Source organism: Kitasatospora sp. NPDC048545, assembly GCF_040651155.1.
Lineage (GTDB): Bacteria > Actinomycetota > Actinomycetes > Streptomycetales > Streptomycetaceae > Kitasatospora.
This window is the reverse complement of the sequence record NZ_JBEZIQ010000018.1, coordinates 118,752-143,636: the sequence shown is the minus strand read 5'-3', so window position 1 is coordinate 143,636 and position 24,885 is coordinate 118,752. Positions and strand designations below refer to the sequence as shown.

Here is a 24,885-nt window from a genome sequence, read left to right as displayed (position 1 = left end):
GCCCGGTGACGGTTTCCCGGCCGTCCGGAGCGGTGGCGGCCGGGCGGGAAAGCCGGCGGTGCCACGGGGATCGCAGGTGCGAACGGATGTTCCTCCGGTTCGCGGGCCCATGGGGGCGGACTGCGCGAGATTCACCCTATCGGGGGGTACTGGGCGTCCGTACGGGCCCGGCCGGGTGCTGGTGATCTAGGGTTCCGGGTGGGTCGCCGGGAGACGGCGGCCGCACAGCCGGAACTATCGCCAATGCCCCCACCAGTCTGCGGATCTGATGATCCGTCACGGCATGCGCCGGTGGCGCTCCCCATGGCCCTGGCCGCGTGACCCCACCACAGGAATGGAGACCCCTGCCGATGCCCGTGGACACGAGCCCGGAGACAGAGCAGGCCAAGCAGCAGAGCCTTGCGACGGCCGCTGCCCGGAACCTTGCCACCACGACCAAGTCCGCACCGCAGATGCAGGAGATCACCTCCCGCTGGCTGCTCAAGGTGCTCCCCTGGGTGCAGGCCGCCGGTGGCGCCTACCGGGTCAACCGTCGGCTCACCTACGCCGTGGGCAACGGCGTGGTGGAGTTCATCAAGACCGGCTCCCAGGTCCGGGTGATCCCGGCCGAGCTGGGTGAGCTGGCCCTGTTGCGCGGTTACGAGGACGACGAGGTGCTCACCGCCCTGGCCGACCGTTGCCAGCAGCGGGACTTCGGCCCCGGCGAGGTGCTCACCACCCAGGGCGAGGCCGCCGACCGGATCTTCCTGATCGCGCACGGCAAGATCAACCAGATCGGCACCGGCAAGTACGGTGACGAGACGGTGGTCGGCGTGGCCGGCGACGGCGACCGCTTCGGTGACGACGCGCTGCTGAACCCGGACGCCGTCTGGGACTTCACCGCGAAGACGGCCACCGCCGGTGTCGCGCTCACCCTGAGCCGGGACGACTTCGCCCGCATCCGGGACAACGCGCCGAGCCTCCAGGAGCACCTGCAGGCCTTCCTGGCCCTGCCGCTGCAGGCCCAGAACGAGCGCGGCGAGGCCGAGATCGCCATGTCGGCCGGCCACCACGGCGAGTACGAGCTCCCCGGCGCCTTCGTGGACTACGAGTTGAAGCCTCGCGAGTACGAGCTGAGCGTCGCGCAGACCATCCTCAAGGTGCACACCCGTGTCGCCGACCTCTACAACCAGCCGATGAACCAGATCGAGCACCAGCTCCGGCTGACCATCGAGGCCCTGCGCGAGCGCCAGGAGCACGAGATCGTCAACAACCCGGAGTTCGGGCTGCTCAACAACGCCGACTTCGACCAGCGGATCCAGACCCACTCCGGCCCGCCCACCCCGGACGACCTGGACGAGCTGCTCAACCGCCGCCGCGACCCCGACTACCTGCTGGCCCACCCGCGGACCATCGCCGCGATCGGCCGCGAGTTCAATGCGCGGGGCCTGTACCCCACCCATGTCGACCTCGGCGGGCAGCAGGTGCCGGCCTGGCGCGGGGTACCGATCCTGCCCTGCAACAAGATCCCGATCACCAAGGAGAACACGAGCTCGATCCTCGTGATCCGTACCGGTGAGGACAACCAGGGCGTGATCGGTCTGCACCAGACCGGCATCCCGGACGAGTACCAGCCGTCGCTCTCGGTCCGCTTCATGGGGATCGACGAGAAGGCGATCATCTCGTACCTGGTCAGCGCCTACTACTCGACCGCGATCCTGGTGCCGGACGCGGTCGGTGTGCTGGAGAACGTGGAGATCGCGCACCGCCGCCACTGAGCGGACGCGCGGAACAGCGGGCGCGGGCCGTAACCGGCGGGCTCGAAGATCGTTTCTCCTGAAGACGGACGGCTCGCCCCCCGGAGGCGGGCCGTCCGCCTCATCACGTCCGGCCACTTCCGGTCGTGCCCGATCGACCCCGAACCGATCGACCCGACCGGCCGAGACCGGTCCGGGCCGGGAGCGCGCCGGGAAAGGGCCGGACGTCGACCGACGGCGGCCTTTCCGCCTGCCCCGTGGCGGGGCCGGTCGACCCGAGCGCGTCCTGTTCCGTCCCGTCCTTCCCAGGCGACCCGAGAGGTGTGTGGAGCCCATGTCCCCGCGTCGGCAGTTACGACGGATACCGCTGCCCGGCGGTGGGACGGCGGCCTCCCGGCGGCGGGTCCGGCTGGCCGGTGCGGCGGTCGGCGTGGTCGCGATGTGCGCGCTGGTCACCGGCGCGACCGCCTCCGGCGCCGAGCACACCGGAGGGCACCCGGACGGCCCGGCCGTGGACATCTGCGTCTGCACCGGGACTGACGTCTCGGTGTCGCTGGGGCCGGGCGGCAGCGTGGGCGTCGGTGTGGGCGTCGACGTCCAGGTCGGCGTCAGCGTCGCTCCGATCGCCGGCAGCGGACACCACGACCACGAGCCCCGGCCCGGGCACCACCCGTGCCACACACGCCGGGCCACCCCGTTGCCGGCCGCGCCCTCCTCCTCGGCGGGCCTCCGGCCGGAGTACGGACGACCGGGCGACGAGCACGGGGGACACGACTGGCATCACCACCCGTGCCCGAGTCCGACCCCCACTCCGACGCCGACCCGGACACCGACACCCACGCCGACACCCACCCCCACTGCGACACCGACCCCGACGCCGACGCGCACGGCGACGCCGACCCCCACGCCACCGCCCTCGCCGCTCCCCTCTCCACCACCGCCCCCTCCGCCGCCGCCCGCGCCCGCACCGCCACCGGCCGTTCCCGCGCCCCCCGTGCCGGCACCCCGGGTGCCTGCGCCGGTGCCGCCCGTGGCCGCGTCGGCCCCGCCGGTGCCCGCCGACCCGGTGCCCCCGAGCCCCGCCCCACCGAGTGCGGCGCGCCCGAGTCCGGTGTGGCCGACCCCGGCCGCGCCGCCGACGTACCGCGTGCCGGCGTCGAAGCCGGTGGCAATGCCGCAGCGCCACCAGGGCACCCCGATGACCACCACCCTCGTGCTGATCATGGTTCCCGGCGTGCTCGCCGGAGCGGCCCTGCGTCCGGGCCGGGGTCAGAGCCGGGGCCGCGCGGGCCGGTCCTGACGGACCGCGGGCCGCACGCTCGCCGTCCGCCCCGTGGCCGTTCTCCGGTCCGCGGCCGTCCCCCGGTCTTCCGTGCGAGTTCCCTACGAATTCCGTACGTCCCGGGCCTTTCCGTACGTCCCTGAGCTTTCCGCACGTCCCCTGAGCTTTCCGATCCGTCACAAGCCAAGCCAGAGAAGGGAGTTCCCATGTCCGAATGGGTGGCATTGACCATCGCCATGGCGTCGGCCTGTGCCGTCGTGGTGGCGGTGGTGCTGCTGAGGACCCGCCGGACGAGTAGTGAGGAGAAGACCGACGAGACCCCGGACGTCATCGAGTACATCACGATGATGATCGGCGTCGTCTACGCGATCGTCCTCGGTCTCGCCATCGCGGGTGTCTGGGAGGGACGCGGCGCGGCCCAGGACGACCTGTTCCGCGAGGCGCAGTCGCTGCGCGAGGTGAGCGACCGGGCGGTGGTCTACCCGGCCGAGGCCCGCGACCAGGTGCGGGCCGACGTGGACGCCTACGTCACGTACGTGGTGAACACCGAGTGGGCCTCCATGAAGGAGAACGGCGAGATCACCGAGAAGGGCGACCAGCTGCTGCAGAAGCTGCAGACGGACGTCGCCACCCGGTCGCCGGCCTCCGACCTGGAGGCGCAGGCGTACCAGCCGATCATGGACCGGATCAGCCAGGCCTCCGAGGCCCGCCACGCGCGGGGTGAGAACGCCGGTCCGGGGATGCCGGGGATCGTCTGGTTCGGCCTGATCGGCGGCGCGGTGGTGACCGTCGGCATGCTGTTCGCCCTGCAGATCCGGCGCACGCGGCGGGAGTTGGTGCTGGCGCTCTGCTTCAGCGCGCTGATCGCCTTCCTGTTGTTCATGATCTGGGACTTCGACGACCCGTACTCCCGGAGCGTCTCGGTGACCACCCAGCCGTTCGAGGACCTCTTCCCCTCGCTGGACCTCAAGGGCTGACCCCCATGGGGCGGCGTCGGTGACCGTCCGGTGCCGCCGCGCTGACGGCCCCGCGGTCCCGGAAGCGAGCGTCTCCAGGGCGCCCGGATCGGCGCCCGGACGGATCGGCGCCCGGACGGCCCACGCGGAATCCCGCGTGGGCCGTCCGGCGTGCGCGCCGACCGGCAGACCGTCAGCGCAGGCTGCCGTCCATCGAGTCGAGCATCGTGCCGGCGGTGTCGTCGTTCTCCAGGGAGAAGGCGAACAGGCCGCCGAGTCCCTTGCTCCTGGCGTAGGCCCCGCGTGCCTGGACGGCCTGCGGGGTGTCGCCGGTCCAGAAGTTGGTGCCGTCGTAGACCCAGCTGCTCTCGGTGACCGGGTCCCAGTGGGTCTGCGCCGCAGTCGGGTCGAGCTCCTTCCAAGCGGCCAGGCCGGCTTCCTGGCTCATCGGCTTGGCGGCGGTCGGACCGGTCGCGCTCTGGTACAGGCCGGAGTTCGGGCCGGCCGGTACACCGGTCCAGCCGCGCCAGTAGAACGGGATGCCCAGAACCAGCTTGCTCGCGGGGAAGCCGCCGGGGATGCCGTACTCGGGCAGCCCGGTGGTGTACGCGGCGACCGTGGTGTCCACGTTGTACTTGCGGGTGCCGGGGGTGATCGGCGTGGTCGGGTCGGCAGGGCTGTCGTGCAGCGGGTCCTGGTGGTTGGTCGGGCCCTTGGCGTCCCACGCGCCGTGCATGTCGTAGGACATCACGTCGGCGTAGTCCAGGTAGGCGCCGATCCTGTCGGTCTCCAGCCGGGCGACCTTGTCCTGGCCGCTGGGCAGTGCGGCGGTCAGCAGGTAGCGCTTGCCCTGCGCGGAGCCGAGGGCGTCCAGCTGGGCGCGGAACTCCTTGAGCAGCAGCGTGAAGTTCTGCTTGTCGGCGGGCGCGTAGTGGTTGCCGGTGTGGCCGCCGGCGGAGCCCGGGTACTCCCAGTCGAGGTCGATGCCGTCGAAGATGCCCGCGGCCGAGGCCTGGCCGCCCGAGGCGTCACCGGCGACCCCGGTCGGCAGGTTCCCCTTCAGGAACATGTCGACGCAGGAGGAGACGAAGGCCTTCCGGGAGGCGTCGGTGGCCGCCGCGTCGGAGAAGTACTTGGAGTACGTCCAGCCGCCGATCGAGATGGTGAACCGCAGGTTCGGGTTCTTGGCCTTGAGTTGGCGCAGCTGGTTGAAGTTGCCCTTGAGCGGCTGCTCCCAGGTGTCGCTGCTGCCGTCCACGCTGGTGCCGGAGTTGTAGTCGGCCTGGTAGTCGGCGTAGGCGTCGCCCGCGCCGTCGCCGGCGTCGGGGTTGGACTCGTTGGTCGAGTCGGAGGCCTTCACCGCCTGGAAGCAGGTGAACCTGGCCGGGTCGATGTTGGCGAACGCGTAGTGGATGACGTCCAGCTTGGCGGCGGCGCCGCTGGTGACCACGTTCTTCGGGTAGTAGGCGTTCTCGTAGATGCCCCACTGGTCGAAGTAGGCCGAGCGGACGGGCTGTTGCGCGGGGGCGGCGATGGTCGTGGTGCTCACCGGCGCGGACTGGGCGGAGGCGTGGCCTCCCGAGTAGCCCTGGACGCTGAAGGTGTAGCCCCTGCCCGGCAGCAGGGAGCTGACGGCGACCGAGGTGCCCATCGAGGTGGCGACCAACTGGCCGTTGGACCACACCTTGTAGGCGACCGGGCCGTCTCCGCCGGTGAGCGTGGAGGGCAGCCAGGTGAGCACGACCGCGTTGGAGGTGGTCCGGGTGACCGCGATGCCGGTCGGGGTGGTGACCTTGCCGTCCCCGGCCGGGCCGCCGGAGGTGGCCGTCGGGGTCGGGGTGCCGGTGGTGGGGCTGCCGGTCGCGGTCGGACTGCCGGTCGCGGTGGGGCTGGCGGATGCCGTGGGGCTGCCCGTGGCCGTGGGGCTGGCGGACGCCGTGGGGCTGGACGTCGCCGTCGGGCTGCCGGAGGAGGTGGGTCCGGCCGGGCCGGTCAGCGTGAGGTCGTCGGCGCCGTAGGCGCCGGTGCCGTACCAGCCGTGGGTGAAGACGGTGACGGAGGTCGTCGAGGCGCCGGTGGTGAAGGTGGTGCTCAGCTGGTTCCAGCCCGTTCCGCCGGGCGTCCAGGCCGAGGAGTTGACGCCCGTTCCGGTGGCGCCGAGGTAGACGTAGCTGCCCTGCACCCAGCCGGCCAGGGTGTACGTGGTGTTCGGCTGGACGGTGACGGTCTGCTGGCACTGCGCGGTGTCGGAGGCCGAGGCGGCGCCGCTGAGCGCGTGGGTGCCGCCGTGCACCGGGGTGGTGACGACCGAGCCGTTGGAGCAGGTCCAGCCCGACAGGGTGCCGGTTTCGAAGTCGCCGTTGGCCAGGAGGTTGACCGGGGCGGCGGAGGCGGAGCCGAAGGTGAGGGCGAGGGCGGCGCCACTGGTGGTGAGGGTGGCGGCCAGGGCCAGCGCGGTGGCCCTTCTGCGCTGGGCGGCCCGGCGCCCGGTGCGCTCCTCGCCGGAGCGGTCGGGCCCTGTGGGCAGGACGCGGTCGTGCATGCGGTGGGTCCTCCGGATGTGTGGGGGTTCCGGCGGTGCGGTGGCCCGGACGGGCCGTGGGGAGCCGGCCCGGGCGCGGTGGGGGCGCGCGGGCGGGTGACGCGTGCTGACGGGCGGTGCGCGGACGCGGCGGACGGCCGTCCCGGCCGCGTCCCGACTGAACAGATTGGACTGGACCAATATTCGCCGTCAAGGGTGTCCGCCCGCCGGACCGTTCCCGGCCCGCACCGCGGCGGCCCGGTAGGTTGACCGCTACGAGCAGGCCGTCGAACGGAGGAGGCGCGATGGACAGCCAGGACTGGGACGACCGCTACGCCGCGAGCGAGCTGGTGTGGGGTGCCGAGCCCAACCGGTGGGTGGTCCGCGAACTGACCGGCCGCACCCCCGGCCACGCCCTCGACCTCGCCGCCGGTGAGGGCCGCAACGCCATCTGGCTGGCCGCCCGGGGCTGGGAGGTCACCGGTCTGGACTTCTCCGCCGTCGCCCTGGAGCGCGCCGAACGGCTCACCGCCGACCTGCCCGACGAGGTCGCCGACCGCCTCACCTGGCGCCACGGCGACGCCCGCGCCTTCGAGGCCGGCGCCGCCGGGTACGACCTCGTCCTGGTCGCCTACCTCCAGCTGCCCGCCGGGGACCGCCGTACGGTGCTGCGCCGAGCCGCCGACGCGCTCGCCCCCGGCGGCACCCTGCTGGTCGTCGGACACGACCTGAGCAACCTCACCGAGGGCGTCGGCGGCCCGCAGGACCCGGCGGTGCTGTTCACCCCGGAGGACGTCCTCGCCGACCTCGCCGACCTCGCACTGCGCACCGTCCGCGCCGAGCGGGTGCACCGGACGGTCGGCGGCGAACCCGGTCACTGCAGCGCGGGCGCGGAGGGTGTCGCGGTGGACGCGCTGGTCCGGCTGGAGCGGGGCACCGCGTGACGATCCGGCCCACCCGGCGCGCCCTGCTGGCGGGGCTGGCGGGGGCGGCCCCGCTCGCGCTGGCGGGCTGCGCCGCCGGAAGGCAGCCCGCCGCCCCGTCCGGGCCGAGCGACCCGGGCGGCGAGGCGTTCGTGATGGTCATCCGGCACGGCGAGAAGCCCGACGCCGCACACCCCGGCCTGAACGAGGCCGGCCGGCCGGACGGCAAGTCGCTGACCGAGCGCGGCTGGGCCCGGGCCAACGCCCTGCCCACGCTGTTCACGCCCCCCGCGCCCGGCCTGCGCGCCCCGGCGTGGATCACCGCCGCCACCGACCGGGGCCCGTCGGCCGGCGCACACCGGATGCGGCAGACCGTCACCCCGCTGGCCGCCAGGCTCGGCCTGACGGTGAGCACCGGGTTCGCGGAGTCCCAGGAGTCCCTGCTGGCAAGGGAGGTGCTGTCCTGGTCCGGACCGGGGCTGATCTGCTGGGAGCATTCGCGGATCCCGCGCATCGTCGAAGCGCTCGGCGCGGCCGACTGCGGTGTGCCCCACGTCTGGCCGGACCGGTTCGACCCGATCTGGGTGCTCTCCCGGTCGGCCGTCGGGGTCTGGACCTTCCACGAGGTCAGGCAGCACCTGCTGGACGGCGACGACTGATCCGCCTCGCGGCGTACGGGTAATCTGACGGAGCGTCAATCAGACTTCGGCGTAAGGGGATTTGCGCTCCCGTGACGGTGCCGGCGACCGCTGTCCTGCTGCTCGCCGTCGGCGCGGCCCCCGGCTCCGGCCCCGAGCCCGAGGGTGGGCCGCAGTCCGGCCCCGAGCCCGAGGGTGGGCCGCAGTCCGGCCCCGAGCCCGAGGGTGGGTCCGGGCCGACCCCGCCGCCCTCCGGCGGATCCCCGCGACGGTGCTCTGACCGGCGGTGCCGGTCGCCACCGCCGACGGCTCTGCGGCCGACGACGACCGGCGGGCCGTCAGCCCGCGGTGACGGTCACCACCGCGTACTGGGCGACGGTCAGCGGCACACTGACCTTGCCGCCGGTGACGGTGTACGGGACGGGCTTTGGTGCGGGGTCGATGCCGTCCGGGCTCGCGACGGTGACGGCCGTGACGTCGGCCCCGGCCGGGAGGGCGTAGGAGAGCGTGCAGTCGGCCGGCGTCGTGGCGAAGGCGGCCGGGGTGTCACCGAAGGCGGTGAAGTTCACCAGGTGGACCACGGTGTCGCCGCCGAGCTGCCGGGCGTCCAGGAAGATCCGCCGGTCCCCGGCCAGGGTGACCGCGGGTGGCGCGGACTGCCGGACGGCGGTGAGCAGTTGGTCCGCCGAGGCCTGGTCGGTCCTGGTCAGGTAGCTGAGCCCGGCCCGCGCCTTGACGTACCAGCAGGTGCCGTTGCCGTAGGAGTTCTGCCTGGTGGCGGGCAGCGGGTCGGCCCTACGCAGGCCGAGTACGTCGGAGAGGGCGAACTCGCCCCGCTGGCTGCCTAGTTCGTCGAGTGCGGTGGGCGTCGGGCCGGTGATCACGACGGTGCCGCCGGCCGCGACGAAGGCGCGCAGCAGGGCCGCCTCGGCGTCCGACACCGCCTGCAGGTCGGGCAGCAGCAGGACCTTGAACCGGGCCAGGTCGTCGGCGGTCAGGCCGGGGCTGGTCACCGTGTCGAAGGGGACGTGGGCGTGGACCAGCGCCTTCACGGTGCCCCGGAACTCGCCCAGCCAGGGCACCTGCGCGCAGCTCATCTGCGGGTCGTCGCCGCCCCACCAGTCGGTGATCCCGGCCGGGGCGGTGGCGTTGACGTACATCCCGTTGCCATCGCCCGGGGCGACGTAGTCCCGGGAGGGGGCGGAGTGGTACACCCCGACCCGGGCGATGGAGGCCGGGTCGTAGAGCTTCTGCTGGTTGGTCCGCACGAAGCGGTACATCCGGGTGCGCATCGCCGCGTCCACGGTGTCGTTCTTGTAGGGGGTCTTCACCTCGTACGGGTTGCAGCCGGTGGCGATCAGCTGGCACATCACGAGCGAGGCGTCGTCCGGCTGCCAGCCGTAGGAGAACGCCCAGGCGGGCTTGGTGCCGCTGGCGGCGCGGGCGTACTTGTACATCGAGATCAGGCAGACCCAGTCGGAGGCGGTGGCGTGCCGCATGCCGTCGTAGTTGCCGAGGATGTCCACCTCCCAGACCTGGGCGACGGCGCCGGGGGCCTGGCGCAGGTAGCCGCCGTCGAGGCCGATCGAGGTGGCGTAGCGGTAGTCCATCGAGACGGTCTCGACGAAGGTGACCAGGTCGGGGTTGACGGAGCGGCCGGCGTCGGCGATGTCGAGCTGGAAGCGGAGCAGGTTGCGGTGGCGCCACTCGACGTAACGGCGGAAGACCGGGTCGGTGAAGTTCGCGGCCTTGGGCAGGGCGAGGCCGGTGTCGGCCTTGAAGGCGGCGGCGCCCCAGGTGGAGGCGTCGCACCAGGAGAGCACGCCGTCGAAGTAGATCGGCACGTCGGGCCAGATGCCGTCCACGCCGGTCGCCGCCACGCCCTTGATCCGCTTGAGGTAGTAGTCCCGCCAGGGCGAGTTCGGGCTGAGCCAGACGCTCTCGTCGCCCGGGTCGACCCAGACCACCACGCTCCCGTAGAACACGTTGGGCTTGCCGGCGAGGTCGCGCTGGACCCAGTTCCTGCCCTGGTCGTTCTTGTAGAAGGAACGGCCCTTCTCGCCGCCGGGGGAGATCAGCTCCAGCGACGGGTAGTACATGACGACCTTCATCCCGGCGGCGTGGGCCAGGCCGGTGAAGGTCTTCACCTCGGCCATGTGGGCAGCGAACTCGGCGTCGGTCAGCCAGTTCGAGAGCAGGGTGTCCAGCTCGACGACGCTGACCTCCTGCGCCTTCAGGGCGTCGACGGCGCTCTGCATGTCGGCCGGTTCGTTGAAGGTGCCGTCGGCGATCCGGGCGTAGCGGGCCCAGTCGGGCCAGGCCTGGGCGGCGGCCGGCTGCGCGGCTCTCGCGGCTGCGCCGGGTGCCGCGGCCGCGCCGGGTGCGGGCGCCGGTGCGGCCGCGAGAGCGGGCCCGGGGGCCGGTGTCGCGGCCCAGGCCCGGCCGCCGGGCAGCAGGCGGAGGGCGGCCAGGGCGCCGCCCGCGCCGAGGCCGGCCCGCAGCAGTCGTCGGCGGCCCAGGCGGGTGGCGGTGGCGGCGCTCGTGGGCGCTGCCGCGGTGTGGTGGCCCGTGGCACGGTCGGCGGCGGCGTGGTGGTCGGCGGCGGTGCGTTGTTCGGTTCCTTCGTGCTGCTCGGGCATGGTGGTCCCCCCAGCGTGAGTCGTACCCGGGAACGGTGGCGAGCGGAGCGTGGTGGAGGCGGAACGAACGGTGTGCGAACGGCCCGCCGTCGCGACCGGCGGTGCCTCGGGGCCGACCCTAGACCGTGGGCTGCCCCGGTCGTTCGGTCCCGGTCCACGGCTACGTCAGACGTCGGACCACCGGTTCCCTCAGTGTGCGGACCGTTGTCGGGGGTGAGTCACGGGGGAGCGCGGGGTAGGTGTGCTCGCAAGACGCCGTCGGATGATCAGAAATTTTTCTACAGTGCTGTAGATTCGCGGCACGCGGCGGTGCAGAACGAGGAGGACGCGATGAGCGTTTCGCTGGCCAAGGGGCAGAAGATCAGCCTGGAGAAGCCGGGCGGTGGGCAGCTGAGCGTGGTCCGGATGGGGCTCGGCTGGAAGGCGGCGGAGCGCAAGGGCTTCTTCGCCAAGCTGCTCGCCGCCGGCCGGGAGATCGACCTGGACGCCTCGGCGGTGCTGTTCGCCCAGGGGAGGCCGGTGGACGTGGTCTTCTTCCAGCACCTCACCAGCAACGACGGCTCGGTCCGGCACAGCGGGGACAACCTGGTCGGCGGTTCCGGCGGCGCGACCGACGACGAGTCGATCACGGTCGACCTGACGGCGGTGTCGGCCGAGGTCGACCAGATCCTCTTCACCGTCAACTCCTTCACGGGGCAGACGTTCCAGGAGGTCGAGGCGGCCTTCTGCCGGCTCGTGGACGAGAGCACCGGCGCGGAGCTGGCCCGCTACACGCTCACCGGCGGCGGCCCGTACACCGCGCAGATCATGGCCAAGGTGCAGCGCACGGCGGCGGGTTGGCAGATGACCGCGATCGGCCAGCCGGCCGGCGGGCGGACCTTCCAGGACCTGATGCCGGAGCTGGTCAAGCACCTCTGAGACCCCGGGCTCCGCGAGGAGTCCGGGCGGGGGCGGCACCCGCCCCGGAGAGGGGCGCGGTTCCCGGTGCGGGAACCGCGCCCCTCTCGGTTCACTTCTTCGCGGCGGCCGACGGTGAGACCGAGGCGCTGGGGGTGGTGCTGGGCGCCGCGCTCGGGGTGCCCGTCGCCGTAGGGGCGGGGGTCGGGCAGCCGGGGGCGCCGGTGGGCGTCGCCGTCGGGGTGCCGGTGGGCGTGGCGGTGGGGGACGGGCTGCCCGTCGGGGTGGGCGTGCCCGTGGGAGTTCCGGTGGGCGCCCCGGTCGGGGTGGCCGTGGCCGTGGGGTCCGGGCAGGCCGTGGGCGTACCGGTCGGGGTGCCCGTGGGCGTGCCGCTCGGGGTCGTCGTCGGCGTCCCGGTCGGGGTGCCGGTCGGAGTGGACGTCGGCGTCGCGGTGGGCGACGGCGAACCGGTGGGCGTGGGCGTCGTGGTGGGGGCCGTCGTCGGCTCCGCCGTCGGCGACGGGTTCGGCGCGGGCGTGACCGGCGTGGTCGGCGTGGTCGGTGCCTGGGTCGGCGTCGGCGCGGGCGGCGGGGTCGTGGCGCTGCCGCCGCCGGTGGTGCCACTGCCCGCACCGCCACCGAGGACCGGGAGGAACGGCGAGGGCAGCGAGGACGTCGGGAGCGAGGACCCCGGGCTGTTCGGGACGGTGGTCACCGTGCCACTGCCGTAGTGGGCCATCCAGTTGCGGACGGTCCGCAGGTACTCGCCCGAGTTGTTGTAGCTGAGCACCGCCCGGTCGAGCTGGGCCGGGTCGGCGAGGTCGCGGCCGCCTGCGCACAGGTAGCGTCCGGCGGTCTCGGCGGCGTCGAAGACGTTGTTAGGGTCGGCCTTGCCGTCGCCGTTGGCGTCCACGCCCCAGGAGGCCCAGGTGGAGGGGATGAACTGCATCGGTCCGACGGCGCGGTCCCAGCGGGCGTCGCCGTCGTAGCGGCCGCCGTCGGTGTCGGGTATCGCGGCGAAGCCGTTGCCGTCCAGTGCCGGGCCGAGGATCGGGGTCAGGGTCGTGCCGGAGGCGTCCACCTGGCCGCCGTTGGCCTGTCCGGACTCGACCTGGCCGATCGCCGCCAGCAGTTGCCAGGGGAGGTGGCAGCCGGGGGAGCGCTGCGCCAGTGAGGCCTCGGCCTGGCGGTAGGCGGCGAGCACCGTGGAGGGCAGCGCGGGCCCGGTGGCCGCGAACGGGCCGGCGACGGGTGCGCCGGGCAGCGCGCCGGGCGGCAGCGGGAACTGGAGGGTGCCGCCGCCGTCGGCCGGGACGCCCGTGCCGGCGGTGCCGGGCGCGGGGGTGCCGAACGGGGAGCCGGCGGCCTGCCCGTGGTCGGTGTCCTGGGCGCTGGCGCCGCCGTTGGGACCGGTGTCCGCGGCTGCGGCCGGCGCGAGCCCGAAGCCCGTCACCTGGGAGCCGGTCAGGGCGGCCAGCGCGGCGAAGGCCGCCGCCGTCCCCGTGACCCGCTTGCCGATCCGGAGCTTCCGCCCGCCCCCGCTGCTGCCGAACCTCGCCGTCATCCGTGTCCCCTCCCCATCGCCGTCCGGACGATCCCGGAACGGTTGAGCCGTCGTCATCGTGCCCGTCCGCCAGGCGCCCGCACCCGCAGACCGGACGATTAGTATCACGACGATCTGACAGGGACAGGGTGACCCGGAGGGGACCCGGGGCCCACCGAGGGGTTGACTCGGCACTTCAGCGGGGGTGCGGCCGCTCCCGGGGGTGTTGCCCGGGGCCGCCGGCCTGCGGTTGTTCCACCGGCTTCCGGCGGCATCTTCCCTTCCGGTACCGGGAGTTGACCAAGGGCCCAACGGCGGTCGGACGGGCGCCCCGGCGCCGGACCGGCGGTTCGGAGCACGGGGGTGGTACGTGCCCGGTGTTTCGGGCTCCCCGGCAGCGCCCGCGAGCGACCCCTCTGACCTGCCACGTCGTCCGGCGCGCGAGGCCGCCTCCCTAGCAGGGCGGGCCCCCGGACGCCAGGGTGCGCCCCCGACTCGGCCCTGGACGGGTGACGTTCCGGTGAAAGTGGGCATGCCAGGAATCACCGCCCGGCATGCTGTGCCGCGTGATGATGCGGATGGAGGTCCGGACCGTGAGCGCGAACCTGCCGGAGACCGTCGTCGAGGGGGCGGTCGTCCTGCCGGCGCCCCCTCGGGTGGTGGACGACCTGGCCCGTGACCTGACCCAGGCCGCCGCCGCCGTCCGGGCGGTGTCGCGGACCTGTCGCTCCGGTGGCGACGTCGCGGTCGCCGCCTACACCGCCGTGGTGTGCACGGGCCTGTCGGCCGCCCGCGCCCTGGAGGAGGCGGCCGCCTGGTGCCGCCAGGCCCCCGAGGCCGAAGTGCACTCGCTGGCCTGGGCCCTGGTGCCGGGGCACCGGGAGGACGTCCACGAGTACCGCGTCACCATGGCTGTCAGCTTCCCCGACGACGAGACCGGTGAGCACCTCGGGGACACCCACCGGGCCCGGCGCTGAAGGTCGTATCATCACCCCATGGCTGAGGGGAGTGCGAACGACATGGTGAACGAGACCGCCGAGGGTGCGGACGGGGCCGGGCCGGAGCCCCGGGGCGACGACCCGCAGGAACTCTCGCGGGCCGCCGCCGTCGGCGCCACCGTGCTGGCTGTGGTGTGCGGCGCGGCCGTCATGCTTGCGGTCTTCCACTGGCTGGGGTGGAGCGCCCCCGGGGTCGGCTGGATCGTCGCCAAGGCGGGGATCAAGCTCGCCGTCGGCGGCTTCGCCGGGCTGGCGGTCGGCCTCGCCTGGCTCCGGGCCAGGCTGTCGGCCCGGCCCCGGAGCTGACCGAGGAGCACCTCGACCCGCCTGCGGTGAGGCGCCGCCTCGACCCGTCCGCGGTGAGGGGCAGCCTCAACCCGCCTGCGGCGAGGCGCAGGTGAGGTCGCGTGCGGGCGCCCGGTCGTCGAGCAGGTAGCGCTCGACCACGTCGGTGACGCAGGCGTTCGGCCCGGGGTACTGGCCGTGGTCGCCGTTCCCGGTGACGGTGACCAGCTTCGAGCCGCGCAGTGCGCGGTGGGCGCCGACCGCCGCCTCGTAGTACGTCGCCGGGTCGTGGACCGAGTTGAGCATCAGCGTGGTCGGCAGGTGGGCACCGGTGACCGTGACCGCGGGCGCCGGGGCGACCGGCCAGTCGGCGCAGACCGCGCTGAAGGCGAGCGTCCGGGCGCCCACCAGCGGCCACCGGGCGGTGTTCTCGGCGCCGAGCCGGACCCAGGTGTCCAGGTCCTTGGTCCACGGGGTGTCGTTGCAGGTCACCGAGAAGTACTCGGCGAGGAAGTCGGGGCTGAGGTAACTGTTGAACGCGGTCGCGGTGGCCGTCCTGGTGGCGGCGTCGGCACCGTCCCAGTGGTCGACGGTGGTCAGGAGCCGGGCGACGTCCGGGAAGTAGGAGGCGCTGTAGAGCCCCGAGATCGCCAGGTCGTCCAGCTGGTTGGGGCCGATCGTCAGCGAGCCCTCGACGATGGGCGCGTCGTGCAGCGCGGCGCGCCGTTGCTCCCACTGTGCCCGTACCTGCTCCGGTGTCGAGCCCCAGTGGTAGGTGGCGTCCCGGGCCGCCAGCCAGGGCACGAAGTCCTCGTCGAAGCGGCGCTGGAAGCTCATCGGCTGGCCCAGTTGGAACTTCTCCCAGCTGCCCTCGAAGCCGATGTTGCTGTCCAGCACCATCCGCTCGACCCGGTGCGGGAAGAGCGTCCCGTAGTAGGCACCGATCATGGTGGCGTAGGACGGGCCGTAGTAGCTGAGCTTGCGCTCGCCCAGCAGGGTGCGGAACAGGTCGATGTCGTGGGCGGTCTGCTCGGTGGTCAGGTAGGGGATCAGGTCGCCGCTGCGCTCCTGGCAACCGGCCACCAGCTTCTCGGCGTTGGCGAGGACGCGGTCGGTCGCGGCGGGGGACTGGTCCCGGTAGTCGCCGGCCAGGAACTCCTGCAACTCCTCCGGCGTCTGGCAGACGGCCTTGGTGCTCGCGCCGACCCCGCGCTGGTCGAAGCCCACGATGTCGTAGGCGGCGGCGACGGCCGGGGCCGCGCCGGCCAGGGTGGCCGGGCGCAGCAGTCCCGACCCGCCCGGGCCGCCCGCCGCCATCAGCAGGGTGCCCTTGCGCCGGGTCGGGTCGGTGGCGCGGTGTCGGGAGACGGCGATGGTCAGGTCGGCCCCGGTGCCCGGGTGGTGCCAGTCGCGCGGGGCGGCCATGGTGGCGCAGTCCAGGGCGGGCTGCTTCGCGCAGGGCTGCCAGTTCAGGGTCTGGTGGGTGTACCGGGCGGGTGCCGGGTCGGCGTCGCCCGGGTCGCGGGCGGTGTCCGCACCGGCGGTGGCCGGGGCGGCGAGGCCGGCGAGGAGGGCGGCGGCCACGACCAGCGCGGCGCGCCGGACGCGGGGGCCGGCGCTCGGAGCGGTGCCGGCCGAAGCCGCGCCGGGCGCTTCGGTGCCGTTCGAGGTGGTGCCGTTCGATGCGGTGTCGGTCGATGCGGTGTTCGTCACGGGAACGATCCTGTCCCGGTTCGTCCTGACGATCGATCACCCGGGCTTCCGTCTTCGGGGTGGTGCTGGCTACACCCCCGGCCGGGTGCCGGCCCCGGGATCCCTCCGGCGGCGGGACGCCGGGGCCGTCGCCCGCGGCCCCTCAGTACCCGGCGGTGAACCGGGCGCGGCGGTGTGCGGGCCGCTCGACCTCGTCGAGGAGTGCGATGGCGAGGTCCTCCATGGAGATCGCCGAGTTGCCGTCGGCGTCGACCAGCAGCTCGTCAAGGCCGAGCCGGAACCGGCCGGTGCGCGCGCCGGGTTCCAGCAGCGCGGCCGGGCTCAGGTACGTCCAGTCGACCTCGGCGTCGGCCGCGCGGTAGAGGTCGAGCTGCTCGTTGCAGGCCAGCGCGATCGGCCGGATCTCGGCGGGGAAGCCGGGGGACTCCACGAGGGTCGTCCCGTCGGAGCCCGGGACGGTGAGGCTGCCCGCGCCGCCGACGGCCAGCAGCCGTACGCCGGTGCCGGCGATGCCCGCGAGCAGTCCGGTGGTGGCGGCGGCCAGTTCGTGCTCGCTGCCGGGCATCGGGCGGGTCGCGGTGACCACCGCGTCCTGCCCGGCGGCTATCCGGGCGACGTCCGCGGGGTTGCGGGCGTCGCCGACCGCGATGGCGGCGGCGGACGGCAGGCCGTGCGGCTTGGCCGGGTCCCGGAGTACGGCGGTGACCTGGTGGCCGCGGGCGAGTGCCTCGGCGACGACCCGGCCGCCGACGTTGCCGGTGGCGCCGAACACGGTGATGCGCATGGGGAGTTCTCCTTGGACGTGATGCGGGACGTGTGATGCGGGACGCGTCGTGCGGGACGCGTGATGCGCGATGAGGGGGCGGGACGGGGTCTGCGGGAGCGGGGGCCGGGGTGGCCGCGCGGGGTCAGGCGTTCTCGCGCACCGGTGGTGCGGAGGCCGACCGGGCCCCCGGCGCGGACGGACCGGTCGTGCGGGGCCGCTGGGTCTGGGCGACGACGAGCGAGCCGAGCACGATCAGCGCGCCGAGCGCCTGCAGCGGGCTGAGGTCCTGTCCGAGCGCCAGCCAGCCGATCACGGTGGCGACCACCGGGCTGAGCAGGGCGAGGAAGGAGACCGAGGTCGGTGTGAGCGCCCGCAGACCGCGGAACCAGAGCACGTAGGTGAACGCCGCGCCGATCAGGCAGAGGTAGGCGTAGCCGAGCAGGTTGGCGCCGGTGTAGTGGGTCGGCGGCGCGCCCTCGGTGAGCAGCGTGACCGGCACCAGCAGCAGTCCGCCGGCGGTGAGCTGCCAGCCGGTGGTGGCGAGCAGCGGGGCGGGGGACGCCCAGCGCTTGGAGAGGACGACGCCGGCGGCCATGACCACCGCGCCGCCGAGGGCGGCGGCCACCCCGAGCGCGTCCAATGTCGCACCGGCCCGCAGGACCAGCAGGCTGACGCCCGCCACGCCCGCGATGCCGGAGAGCACGGTGCGCAGGGTGAGCCGGTCGCCGAGGACGGCGGCCGACAGTCCGGCGGTGATCAGCGGCTGGACGGCGCCGACGGTGGCCGCGATGCCGCCGGGCAGGCGGTAGGCCGCGATGAAGAGGAGCGCCTGGAACGCCCCGATGTTGAGCGCGCCGAGGACCAGCGCGCGCCACCACCAGCTGCCCTGGGGCAGTCGGCGGGTGAGGGCGATCAGCAGCAGCCCGGCGGGCAGGCAGCGCAGGACGGCGGCGAGGAGCGGACGGTGGGGCGGGAGCAACTCGGTGGTGACGAGGTAGGTCGTCCCCCAGACGGCGGGGGCGAGGGCGGTCACCAGCACGACGGCGAGGCGATGTCTTAGCACTAAGCCAATGTATCTCAGCGCTAAGGCATTCTTCGCGGCCGTCGCGGTGACGTGGCTCACAGCTACCTCACCGCTAAGGAACCTGCTCCGCATCGCCTACCCTGGAGCCGTGGCAGATCATGTGGACCGCGTCGTCGCGCAGTGGGCCGCCGAGCGCCCCGACCTGGACGTCTCCCCGATGGAAGTGTTCGGCCGGCTCAAGCGCCTCTACCGCCTGGTGGACGCGGCGCTCAACCGCACCTTCGCCGAGCACGGCCTCGACGCCGCCTCCTTCGACGTCCTCGCCACCCTCAAACGCAGCGGCCCGCCCTACCGCCTCACCCCCACCGGCCTGATGCAGTCCGCCATGGTCACCTCCGGTGCCATCACCCAGCGCCTCGACCGCCTGGAGGCCCGCGGCCTGGTCACCCGGACCCGCAGCGACCAGGACGGCCGCAGCCGCGAGGTCGCCCTCACCCCCGAGGGGCACGCCCTGATCGAACGCGCTCTGCCCGACCACCTCGCCACCGAGTTCGGCCTCCTCCAGGGGCTGGACGACGTCCGCACCGCCGCACTGGTCGACGCGATGCGCACCCTGCTGGCCACCCTCGGGGACGGCGAGGAGTAGCCGGGCGATTCCGTCCCGAGGGGACCACCCGCTGCCGCGGCCCGGGCGGCCGTCCGCCGCGGCGCGGCCTCACGGGTTGACCGCGACCGCCTTGAAGAAGGTGTAGTGGAACGTCCCGCCCGGCCCGGCCGCGCGGCGCAGCTCCGCGATGCCCCGGTCGAAGTCGTCCGGCGTGCTCAGCCCGGCGGCCACCGCCTCCGCCCGGACGGCCTCGACCATCGCGACGAAGGTCCGCAGGGTGAAGCCCTCCGCCAGGGCCGGGCGGCCGTCGTCGGCGTAGACCGTCCGCGGGCGGACCGCCACGTCGGTGAAGCCCGCGTCCGACAGCAGCGGGTGGAGGCGGCGGCCGAGCAGCCCGTCGCCGCCCGCCTCCGCCTGGAGGCGGACCAGGTGGTCGATCGTGCGCCGGGCCGCCGGGCTCTGCGGGTGGAAGAAGGCCGAACCGTGGTCGCCCTCGATCACCGTGATCGTGCCGCCCGGCCGCAGGACCCGCCGCAACGCCGCCAGCCCGGCCGCCGGGTCGGGCAGGTGCTCCAGCACGAAGCAGAGGAAGACGTGGTCGAACGCGCCGTCCGGGAAGGGCATCCGGTGCAGGTCGCCGTGGTGCCAGGTGACCTCCGCGTCGGGCGCCTGCGCCGCCACCCGGGCGCGGGCCTGTGCGAGCGACTCCGCCGACAGGTCCATCGCGGTGAGCAGGACGCCGGGGCCGGAGGCCAGCAGGTGCACCGTCTGCGCCCCCACCCCGCAGCCCGCCTCCAGCACCCGGCTCCCGGCCGGGTACGCCGTGCCCGCGTGCAGCAGGTCGGCGAGGGTGTCCGCCTGGTCCCCGAGGCGCTGCGCCTCGGTGTCCGAGTAGCCGTGGACGTAGTTCGTGTTCTCGGGCCGTGCCGTTTCCGTGGTCATGGGCCCCACCCTCGCGCCACTATGGTCCGGTGAACAGGTCCAAACGTGCCGTGTCCGACAGGTCCAAAGAGGCCGGTGCCGACTTCCTCCAGCTCGACACCGCGGACGCCCCGCCCGGCGGCCTCACCGACTGGCTCGCGCGCCGACTGCGTGAGGCCGTCGCCGACGGCCGGCTTCCGGCCGGCAGCCGACTGCCCGCCGGCCGGGTGCTGGCGGCCGAACTCGGCGTCTCCCGCGGGGTGGTCACCGACGCCTACCGGCGGCTCGCCGAAGAGGGGCAGCTCTCCGGGCGCGGGCGCGGCGGCACCGTCGTGGTCGGGGCCCCGGCCGCACCTGCCGCCCCGCCCGTACCCGAGCCGCCCCACCCCCCTGCGGTGGCACCCGAGCTCTTCGGGGACGACCCCGACGCCGAGGTGTTCGACCGGCTGCGCGGCACCCCCGCCCGGATCGATCTCACCCCCGGCATGCCCGACCTCGCCGCCTTCCCCCGCACCGCCTGGTTGCGGGCCGAACGCGCCGTCCTGGACGGCCTCGCCGCCCACGACCTCGGCTACGGCGACATCCGCGGCACCCCCGCCCTGCGCCGGGCCGTCGCCCACTGGCTCGCCCGCAACCGGGGCATCCGCGCCGACCCCGACGAGGTCCTGATCGTCGCCGGGACGGCCCAGGCCCTCGCCCTGCTCGGCCGGGCCTTCGAGCGGACCGGCATCACCGTGGTCGCGGTCGAGGACCCGGGCTCCCTCGGCGCCCGCCGCCACCTCGCCCACTGGCTCGCCGCCACCCCGCCCGTCCCGGTCGACGCCGAGGGCATCCGGGTCGACGCCCTGCGCGCCACCGGCGCCCCCGCCGTCCTGCTCACCCCCGCCCACCAGTACCCGACCGGCGTCGTCCTCGGCGGCGACCGCCGCCGCGAGCTGCTGCACTGGGCGGCCGAGGGCGGCCTGGTCATCGAGGACGACTACGACGCCGAACACCGCTACGACCGGCCGCCCGTCCCCGCCCTGCGGGCCGCCCTGCCGGACCGGGTCTGCTACGCGGGCAGCGTCTCCAAACTGCTCGCCCCCGCGCTGCGCACCGGCTGGCTGCTGGTGCCGGCCCGGCTCCGCGACGCCGTCCTCGACGCCAAGCGCTTCGCCGACCTCGGCAACCCCGTCCTGCCCCAGCTGGTCCTCGCCCGCCTGATGGAATCCGGCGAACTCGACCGCCACCTACGGCTGCTGCGCCGCCGTCACCGCCGTCGCCGGGACGCCATGATCGCCGCCATCCGCAGCCACCTCCCCGGCGCCACCGTCCACGGCGCGGCGGCCGGCCTCCACCTGATGCTCACCCTGCCGGAGGACCTCGGCTGCACCGACACCGAACTGGCCACCGCCGCCCTCGCCCGCGGCGTGAAGGTCCAGCCCCTCTCCTGGCACACCCGCCTCCCGGCCCCGCCCGGACTGGTCCTCGGCTACGCGGCGGGCGCACCACCGGAGATCGCCGAGGGCATCGCCGTCCTGGGGCGGCTGGTCCGCCACGCAGGGTGAGCTCGGCCCGGCCGCCCGGCGACGAGGTCCTCTCCGTTGACCGGTACCGGATTGGGGCGGGGACGCGCGGGCGCGGCGGAGCGTTCTGGTCCCGGCCGGAAGGGCATCCGGGCACCCCGCGTTCCTGCGGTGAAGCAGCTGTCGGATTATCGGATGAATCTGATGCAGGGCGGACTGGTGGAACCGGGCCCTGGGTACGCTGACGGGCCGTAGTCCGCTGTCGACCCAGGAGGCGTGATGGCTCCCTTCCGGCGAGTCGCCCAGTTCGGGGCCATGCTGGCGGTCCTGGGGGCCGCACTCGGGCCCGTGCCGACCGGGGCCGCGCCCGGGTCCGTGCCGACCGGGGCCGCGCCCGGGCCGCGCCTCATCCACCCCGAGAGGACCGTAGCGATGGACGCCCAGGAGCAGGAGGACTCCCGCGTGCTCGCCGGCCGGCGGATCGTCCTCTCGTACGCGGGCCCGACCCCACCGCCCGAGGTGCTGCAGACGATCCGGGAAGGCCGGGCGGCCGGAGTGATCCTGTTCGGCGAGAACATCACCGGGCCGGAACAACTCGCCGAAGCGGTCGACGCGTTGAAGCAGGCGGCGGCCGAGGCACCGAAGCCCCGCACGCTGCTGCTGATGACCGACCAGGAAGGCGGCAAGATCCGCCGGCTGCCCGGTGCGCCCGAACTCTCCGCCCGCCGCGTCGGGTCGGCGACGAACCCGCGCGCCGCCGCGGTGGACTCCGGCACCGGCGCCGCCCGGACCCTCACCGACGCCGGGCTCAACGTCAACCTCGCCCCGGTGCTCGACGTCTACGACACCCCGGACAACTTCATCGACCACCACGAGCGTTCCTTCGGCCAGGACCCCGCCACGGTCGGGCGCTTGGGCAGCGCCTTCCTCGCCGCCCAGCAGGGCCTCGGCGTGGCCGCGACCGCCAAGCACTTCCCGGGTCTGGGCGCCGCCCCGCTCGACGGAAACACCGACGAGCGCCCGGTCACCCTCACCGCGCCGCTGCAGGAGATCCGGGCGCGGGACGAGGCCCCCTACCGGGCCGCCATCGCGGCGGGCGTGGGGCTCGTCATGGCCTCCTGGGCGGTGTACCCGGCGCTGGACCCGGAACGCCCGGCCGGGCTGTCTCCCGCCGTCATCCAGGGCGAACTCCGCGGCCGCCTCGGCTTCGACGGCGTCACCGTCACCGACGCGATGGAAGCCGGCGCGCTCGTCCCCTACGGCGACACCGGCGACCGCGCGGTGGCTGCCGCGGAAGCCGGCATGGACCTGCTGCTCTGCTCCGCCCGTGACCCCCGGCAGGGCGAGGACGCCGCCGAGGCCCTGGCCGCCGCTCTCGACTCCGGCCGGCTCGACCGCCACGCCTTCGCCACCGCCGTCTCCCGCGTCGACGCCCTGCGCGCCGCCCTCGACTGACGGGCCGGGCAGCGGAGCGGTCGGCCGGCGGGTGGGCGGCGGAGCAGGCGGGCGTCGGCCCGGTGCGGGAACCCGACGGCGATGCGCGGACGCGCCGCCGCCGACTGCCCCGGCGCGCGGGGCTGCTCCCCGGGCCGGACGGTCACGGGTCGAGCAGTGTGCGCGGGTCGATGACGCGGTAGCCGCGTGCCCGGGCGCCGTCGATGATGCGGGGGAGGGCTTCGGCGTCGAGGCAGGTGTCGGGTCCGCCCTCGTCGGTGGCGCCGACGTGGAGCTGGAGGACGGCGCCCGGGGTGAGGGCGGCAAGGGCGCGTTCGACCGCGCGGTCCGCCGTCATGCCGTGGCCGGGGCCCAGGTAGCCGTTGGTGTCGGCGGTGAACTCCAGGTCTGCGTAGCCGAGTTCGTTGACGGTGGCGATGGCCTGCGGGGTGGTCTCGCTGTACGGGAAGCGGAAGAACGGCAGCGGGTCGGTTCCGGGGGCGGCGCGGCGGATCGCGGTGTCGGCGCGCCGTACCTCGGTGCGGGCCCGGTCGGCGGTGAGGGCGGAGAAGTCCGGGTGACTGTAGGAGTGGTTGCCCAGGCCGTGGCCGGCGGCGGCGATCGCGCGGATCGCCCCGGGGTGCCGGTCGGCGAAGTCGCCGGTGGGGAAGAACGCGGCCGGGGCGGCGCGGTCGCGCAGGACGTCGAGGACGGTGTCGAGTCCGGTCTCGTCCCAGGCGGCGTTGAAGGTGAGGACGAGGACGCGTTCCTCGGTCGGGATCCGGCGGATCTCGGTGCCCAGAAGGGACGCCGGGGGTGAGGCCGACCGGGCGGCGGGTGGTGGGGCGGGCGGTGTGGCGGATGCCGGTGGTGCCGCTGGTGTGGCGGTCGGCGTGGCGGCCGGTGGGCCGGCGGCCGTCAGGGCGAGGAGGGCGGGGAGGGTGAGGAGGCCCGCGGCGGCGGTGCGGAAGCGGTTCACCTGGGGTCAACGCTGCCGTCGCCTGGAAGGTTGTGGTCGTTCGGCCGGTCGAGGGTGATCACGCCATCGAAGGTCTGGTTTCGGTCGAGGCGGCCGTTCCAAGGGTAAAAGCGTCCGGAGCATAGGAATCGCATGGCAGAGTTTCTGTCGTGGACCTATGAAATGTCATATGTGCCACGCCACCTGTCCCTGATCGTCCTCATGCCTCCCAAGGAGCAGTCAATGAACCGCATCGCCAGGATCGCGGCGGGCACCGCCGGTGCCGTCGCCCTCTTCGCGGCGCCCGTGCCGGCGTTCGCCTCGGCCGTGACGGCCGCCGCCCCTGCGACGACCGTCACCACCTGCGGGTGGTCCGGCCTGCAGGCCGGGCTGTCGACCAAGGTCTGCGCCGACGTCACCGGCGACAGTGTCGTGCTGTACGGGCAGATCGGCCTGGCCGGCCCGCCGTCGCCGGGCACCCCGTGGCCGCCGGCGCCGCAGGAGCTGCTCACCCGGCTGTCGGCCGACGTGGCCGGTGGCACCTCGCTCGGCGCCGTGAACGGCCGCACCGTGTTCACGGTCAGCACCGTGCGGGTCGACGGCATCTCCACGACCGTGCCGTGCGGTTCGACCGTGCACGCGTCCTTCTCGGTGGAGGCGATCTGGCGCGGACCGGCCCCGGTGACGGTCGATGTGCCTGTAGTCTGCTGACGGCTCGTCACCGTGACTGCCGAGCCCGGGAGTTGGCAGCGTCCCGGGCTCGGCGTCGGCGTGCCCGGGCGCGGTTGCAGGTGTGGCGTGGGTCACTCCCGCGCGTCGACGGGAAGCCGCCGGGCTGTGACGACTTGAAGAAATCTTCATCTGTCCGCGATGATGCCTACCGGCCGCGGCACGGACCCGCCCGGTCAGGACGATCACCGAGCCGGCCCGAGCCGGACCCGAGGGAGGCGCGCGGACGATGCCGGTCCCGCTGTACCAGGCCAAGGCGGACTTCTTCCGCACCCTCGGCCACCCCGTGCGGATCCGGGTCCTGGAACTGCTCCAGGACGGACCCCGGCCGGTGCGCGAGCTGCTGGCGGAGATCGAGGTCGAGCCGTCCAACCTCTCCCAGCAGCTCGCGGTGCTGCGGCGCACCCAGCTGGTCACGGCCACCCGTGAGGGCAACACGGTGGTGTACGCGCTCAGCACCCCGGACGTCGCCGACCTGCTGCGCGCGGCACGCCGGATCCTGACCGAGCTGATCACCGACCAGGGCGCGCTGCTCACCGAGCTGCGCGCGTCCGGCGTCCGGCAGCCCCGCTGAGCCGCACCCGGCCCGTCCGCCGACCCGAGGAGAACCGTCCGCCATGAGCGACAGCACGAGCGACAGCACGAGCGAGGAGAAGCGGCGCCGCAAGGCGATGCTGATCCGCGCGGGCATCTACATCTTCGCCACGCACCTGTTCGCCGGTTTCGTGTTGCTGCTGTTCGCACTCGGCGGCCGGAAGTAGGCCCTGTCCGCCCGTGGCCGGGGAGGTCGGTCCGCCGCAGGCGCCCGTC

Annotated in this window: 21 protein-coding genes; 13 read left to right on the top strand and 8 right to left on the bottom strand. The window is 74.1% G+C overall.

Annotation, left to right across the window (positions count from 1 at the left end; translation table 11 throughout):
* Nucleotides 1–350 precede the first annotated feature (350 nt).
* Together AB0D10_RS19210 and AB0D10_RS19205 are read left to right on the top strand one after the other, a co-directional pair.
* Nucleotides 351–1,757 carry a family 2B encapsulin nanocompartment shell protein gene (locus AB0D10_RS19210; RefSeq protein WP_360257602.1) on the top strand — a complete coding sequence of 469 codons (1,407 nt, stop codon included), beginning with the start codon at nt 351–353 and terminating at the stop codon, nt 1,755–1,757.
* Between the two features lie 1,467 nt (nt 1,758–3,224).
* Nucleotides 3,225–3,995 carry a hypothetical protein gene (locus AB0D10_RS19205; RefSeq protein ID WP_360257600.1) on the top strand — a complete coding sequence of 257 codons (771 nt, stop codon included), beginning with the start codon at nt 3,225–3,227 and terminating at the stop codon, nt 3,993–3,995.
* Between the two features lie 172 nt (nt 3,996–4,167).
* Here AB0D10_RS19205 and AB0D10_RS19200 read toward each other — a convergent pair whose 3' ends face one another.
* Entirely contained in the window at nt 4,168–6,516 is a 2,349-nt protein-coding gene (locus AB0D10_RS19200; RefSeq protein WP_360257598.1) for a glycosyl hydrolase family 18 protein, read from the bottom strand.
* 284 nt (nt 6,517–6,800) lie between these two features.
* Here AB0D10_RS19200 and AB0D10_RS19195 point away from each other — a divergent pair, with 284 nt between their 5' ends.
* Nucleotides 6,801–7,439: a class I SAM-dependent methyltransferase gene (locus AB0D10_RS19195; RefSeq protein WP_360257596.1), complete on the top strand. Its 639-nt coding sequence runs from the start codon at nt 6,801–6,803 to the stop codon at nt 7,437–7,439.
* Nucleotides 7,436–8,077, top strand: coding sequence for a hypothetical protein (locus AB0D10_RS19190; RefSeq protein WP_360257594.1), 642 nt, complete (start codon nt 7,436–7,438; stop codon nt 8,075–8,077). The genes AB0D10_RS19195 and AB0D10_RS19190 overlap by 4 nt, the downstream gene beginning before the upstream one ends.
* A gap of 317 nt (nt 8,078–8,394) precedes the next feature.
* Here AB0D10_RS19190 and AB0D10_RS19185 read toward each other — a convergent pair whose 3' ends face one another.
* Complete coding sequence (locus tag AB0D10_RS19185) at nt 8,395–10,695, bottom strand: hypothetical protein (RefSeq protein ID WP_360257591.1); 2,301 nt, start codon at nt 10,693–10,695, stop codon at nt 8,395–8,397.
* A gap of 330 nt (nt 10,696–11,025) precedes the next feature.
* On the opposite strand from AB0D10_RS19185, the gene AB0D10_RS19180 reads away from it, so the two are divergent.
* Entirely contained in the window at nt 11,026–11,613 is a 588-nt protein-coding gene (locus tag AB0D10_RS19180) for a TerD family protein (protein ID WP_360257589.1), read from the top strand.
* Between the two features lie 91 nt (nt 11,614–11,704).
* Here AB0D10_RS19180 and AB0D10_RS19175 read toward each other — a convergent pair whose 3' ends face one another.
* On the bottom strand, nt 11,705–13,156 hold the full coding sequence (locus AB0D10_RS19175; protein ID WP_360257586.1) for a lytic transglycosylase domain-containing protein: 1,452 nt from the start codon (nt 13,154–13,156) through the stop codon (nt 11,705–11,707).
* A 572-nt stretch (nt 13,157–13,728) separates the two neighbouring features.
* Between AB0D10_RS19175 and AB0D10_RS19170 the strand changes: the two genes are divergently transcribed.
* Entirely contained in the window at nt 13,729–14,112 is a 384-nt protein-coding gene (locus AB0D10_RS19170) for a hypothetical protein (RefSeq protein WP_360257584.1), read from the top strand.
* An 18-nt stretch (nt 14,113–14,130) separates the two neighbouring features.
* A complete protein-coding gene (locus tag AB0D10_RS19165) occupies nt 14,131–14,439 on the top strand; it encodes a hypothetical protein (RefSeq protein WP_360257582.1) in 309 nt (102 codons plus the stop codon).
* Between the two features lie 66 nt (nt 14,440–14,505).
* On the opposite strand, the gene AB0D10_RS19160 is transcribed toward AB0D10_RS19165, so the two are convergent.
* The 3 genes from AB0D10_RS19160 to AB0D10_RS19150 all read right to left on the bottom strand — a co-directional run bounded on the left by AB0D10_RS19160 (nt 14,506) and on the right by AB0D10_RS19150 (nt 17,960).
* Nucleotides 14,506–16,131 (bottom strand): alpha/beta hydrolase, encoded by a 1,626-nt coding sequence (locus tag AB0D10_RS19160; protein ID WP_360257579.1) that lies wholly within the window; start codon nt 16,129–16,131, stop codon nt 14,506–14,508.
* A gap of 142 nt (nt 16,132–16,273) precedes the next feature.
* Nucleotides 16,274–16,915 (bottom strand): NAD(P)H-binding protein, encoded by a 642-nt coding sequence (locus AB0D10_RS19155; protein ID WP_360257577.1) that lies wholly within the window; start codon nt 16,913–16,915, stop codon nt 16,274–16,276.
* A 124-nt stretch (nt 16,916–17,039) separates the two neighbouring features.
* Nucleotides 17,040–17,960 (bottom strand): EamA family transporter, encoded by a 921-nt coding sequence (locus AB0D10_RS19150; protein ID WP_360257575.1) that lies wholly within the window; start codon nt 17,958–17,960, stop codon nt 17,040–17,042.
* Nucleotides 17,961–18,069: 109 nt separating this feature from the next.
* Here AB0D10_RS19150 and AB0D10_RS19145 point away from each other — a divergent pair, with 109 nt between their 5' ends.
* On the top strand, nt 18,070–18,567 hold the full coding sequence (locus AB0D10_RS19145; protein ID WP_360257573.1) for a MarR family transcriptional regulator: 498 nt from the start codon (nt 18,070–18,072) through the stop codon (nt 18,565–18,567).
* A gap of 69 nt (nt 18,568–18,636) precedes the next feature.
* On the opposite strand, the gene AB0D10_RS19140 is transcribed toward AB0D10_RS19145, so the two are convergent.
* On the bottom strand, nt 18,637–19,470 hold the full coding sequence (locus AB0D10_RS19140; protein ID WP_360257571.1) for a methyltransferase domain-containing protein: 834 nt from the start codon (nt 19,468–19,470) through the stop codon (nt 18,637–18,639).
* Nucleotides 19,471–19,520: 50 nt separating this feature from the next.
* Between AB0D10_RS19140 and AB0D10_RS19135 the strand changes: the two genes are divergently transcribed.
* Together AB0D10_RS19135 and AB0D10_RS19130 are read left to right on the top strand one after the other, a co-directional pair.
* Nucleotides 19,521–20,996: a PLP-dependent aminotransferase family protein gene (locus AB0D10_RS19135; RefSeq protein WP_360257569.1), complete on the top strand. Its 1,476-nt coding sequence runs from the start codon at nt 19,521–19,523 to the stop codon at nt 20,994–20,996.
* Nucleotides 20,997–21,386: 390 nt separating this feature from the next.
* Entirely contained in the window at nt 21,387–22,409 is a 1,023-nt protein-coding gene (locus AB0D10_RS19130) for a glycoside hydrolase family 3 N-terminal domain-containing protein (RefSeq protein ID WP_360257567.1), read from the top strand.
* Between the two features lie 142 nt (nt 22,410–22,551).
* Here the strand turns inward: AB0D10_RS19130 and AB0D10_RS19125 are convergent, their stop codons facing one another.
* Nucleotides 22,552–23,367, bottom strand: coding sequence for a polysaccharide deacetylase family protein (locus tag AB0D10_RS19125; RefSeq protein ID WP_360257564.1), 816 nt, complete (start codon nt 23,365–23,367; stop codon nt 22,552–22,554).
* 222 nt (nt 23,368–23,589) lie between these two features.
* On the opposite strand from AB0D10_RS19125, the gene AB0D10_RS19120 reads away from it, so the two are divergent.
* The 3 genes from AB0D10_RS19120 to AB0D10_RS19110 all read left to right on the top strand — a co-directional run bounded on the left by AB0D10_RS19120 (nt 23,590) and on the right by AB0D10_RS19110 (nt 24,836).
* Nucleotides 23,590–24,057 carry a hypothetical protein gene (locus AB0D10_RS19120; RefSeq protein WP_360257562.1) on the top strand — a complete coding sequence of 156 codons (468 nt, stop codon included), beginning with the start codon at nt 23,590–23,592 and terminating at the stop codon, nt 24,055–24,057.
* 247 nt (nt 24,058–24,304) lie between these two features.
* A complete protein-coding gene (locus AB0D10_RS19115; RefSeq protein WP_360257560.1) occupies nt 24,305–24,649 on the top strand; it encodes a metalloregulator ArsR/SmtB family transcription factor in 345 nt (114 codons plus the stop codon).
* A gap of 43 nt (nt 24,650–24,692) precedes the next feature.
* Nucleotides 24,693–24,836: a DUF6126 family protein gene (locus AB0D10_RS19110; RefSeq protein WP_360257558.1), complete on the top strand. Its 144-nt coding sequence runs from the start codon at nt 24,693–24,695 to the stop codon at nt 24,834–24,836.
* Nucleotides 24,837–24,885: the final 49 nt, after the last annotated feature.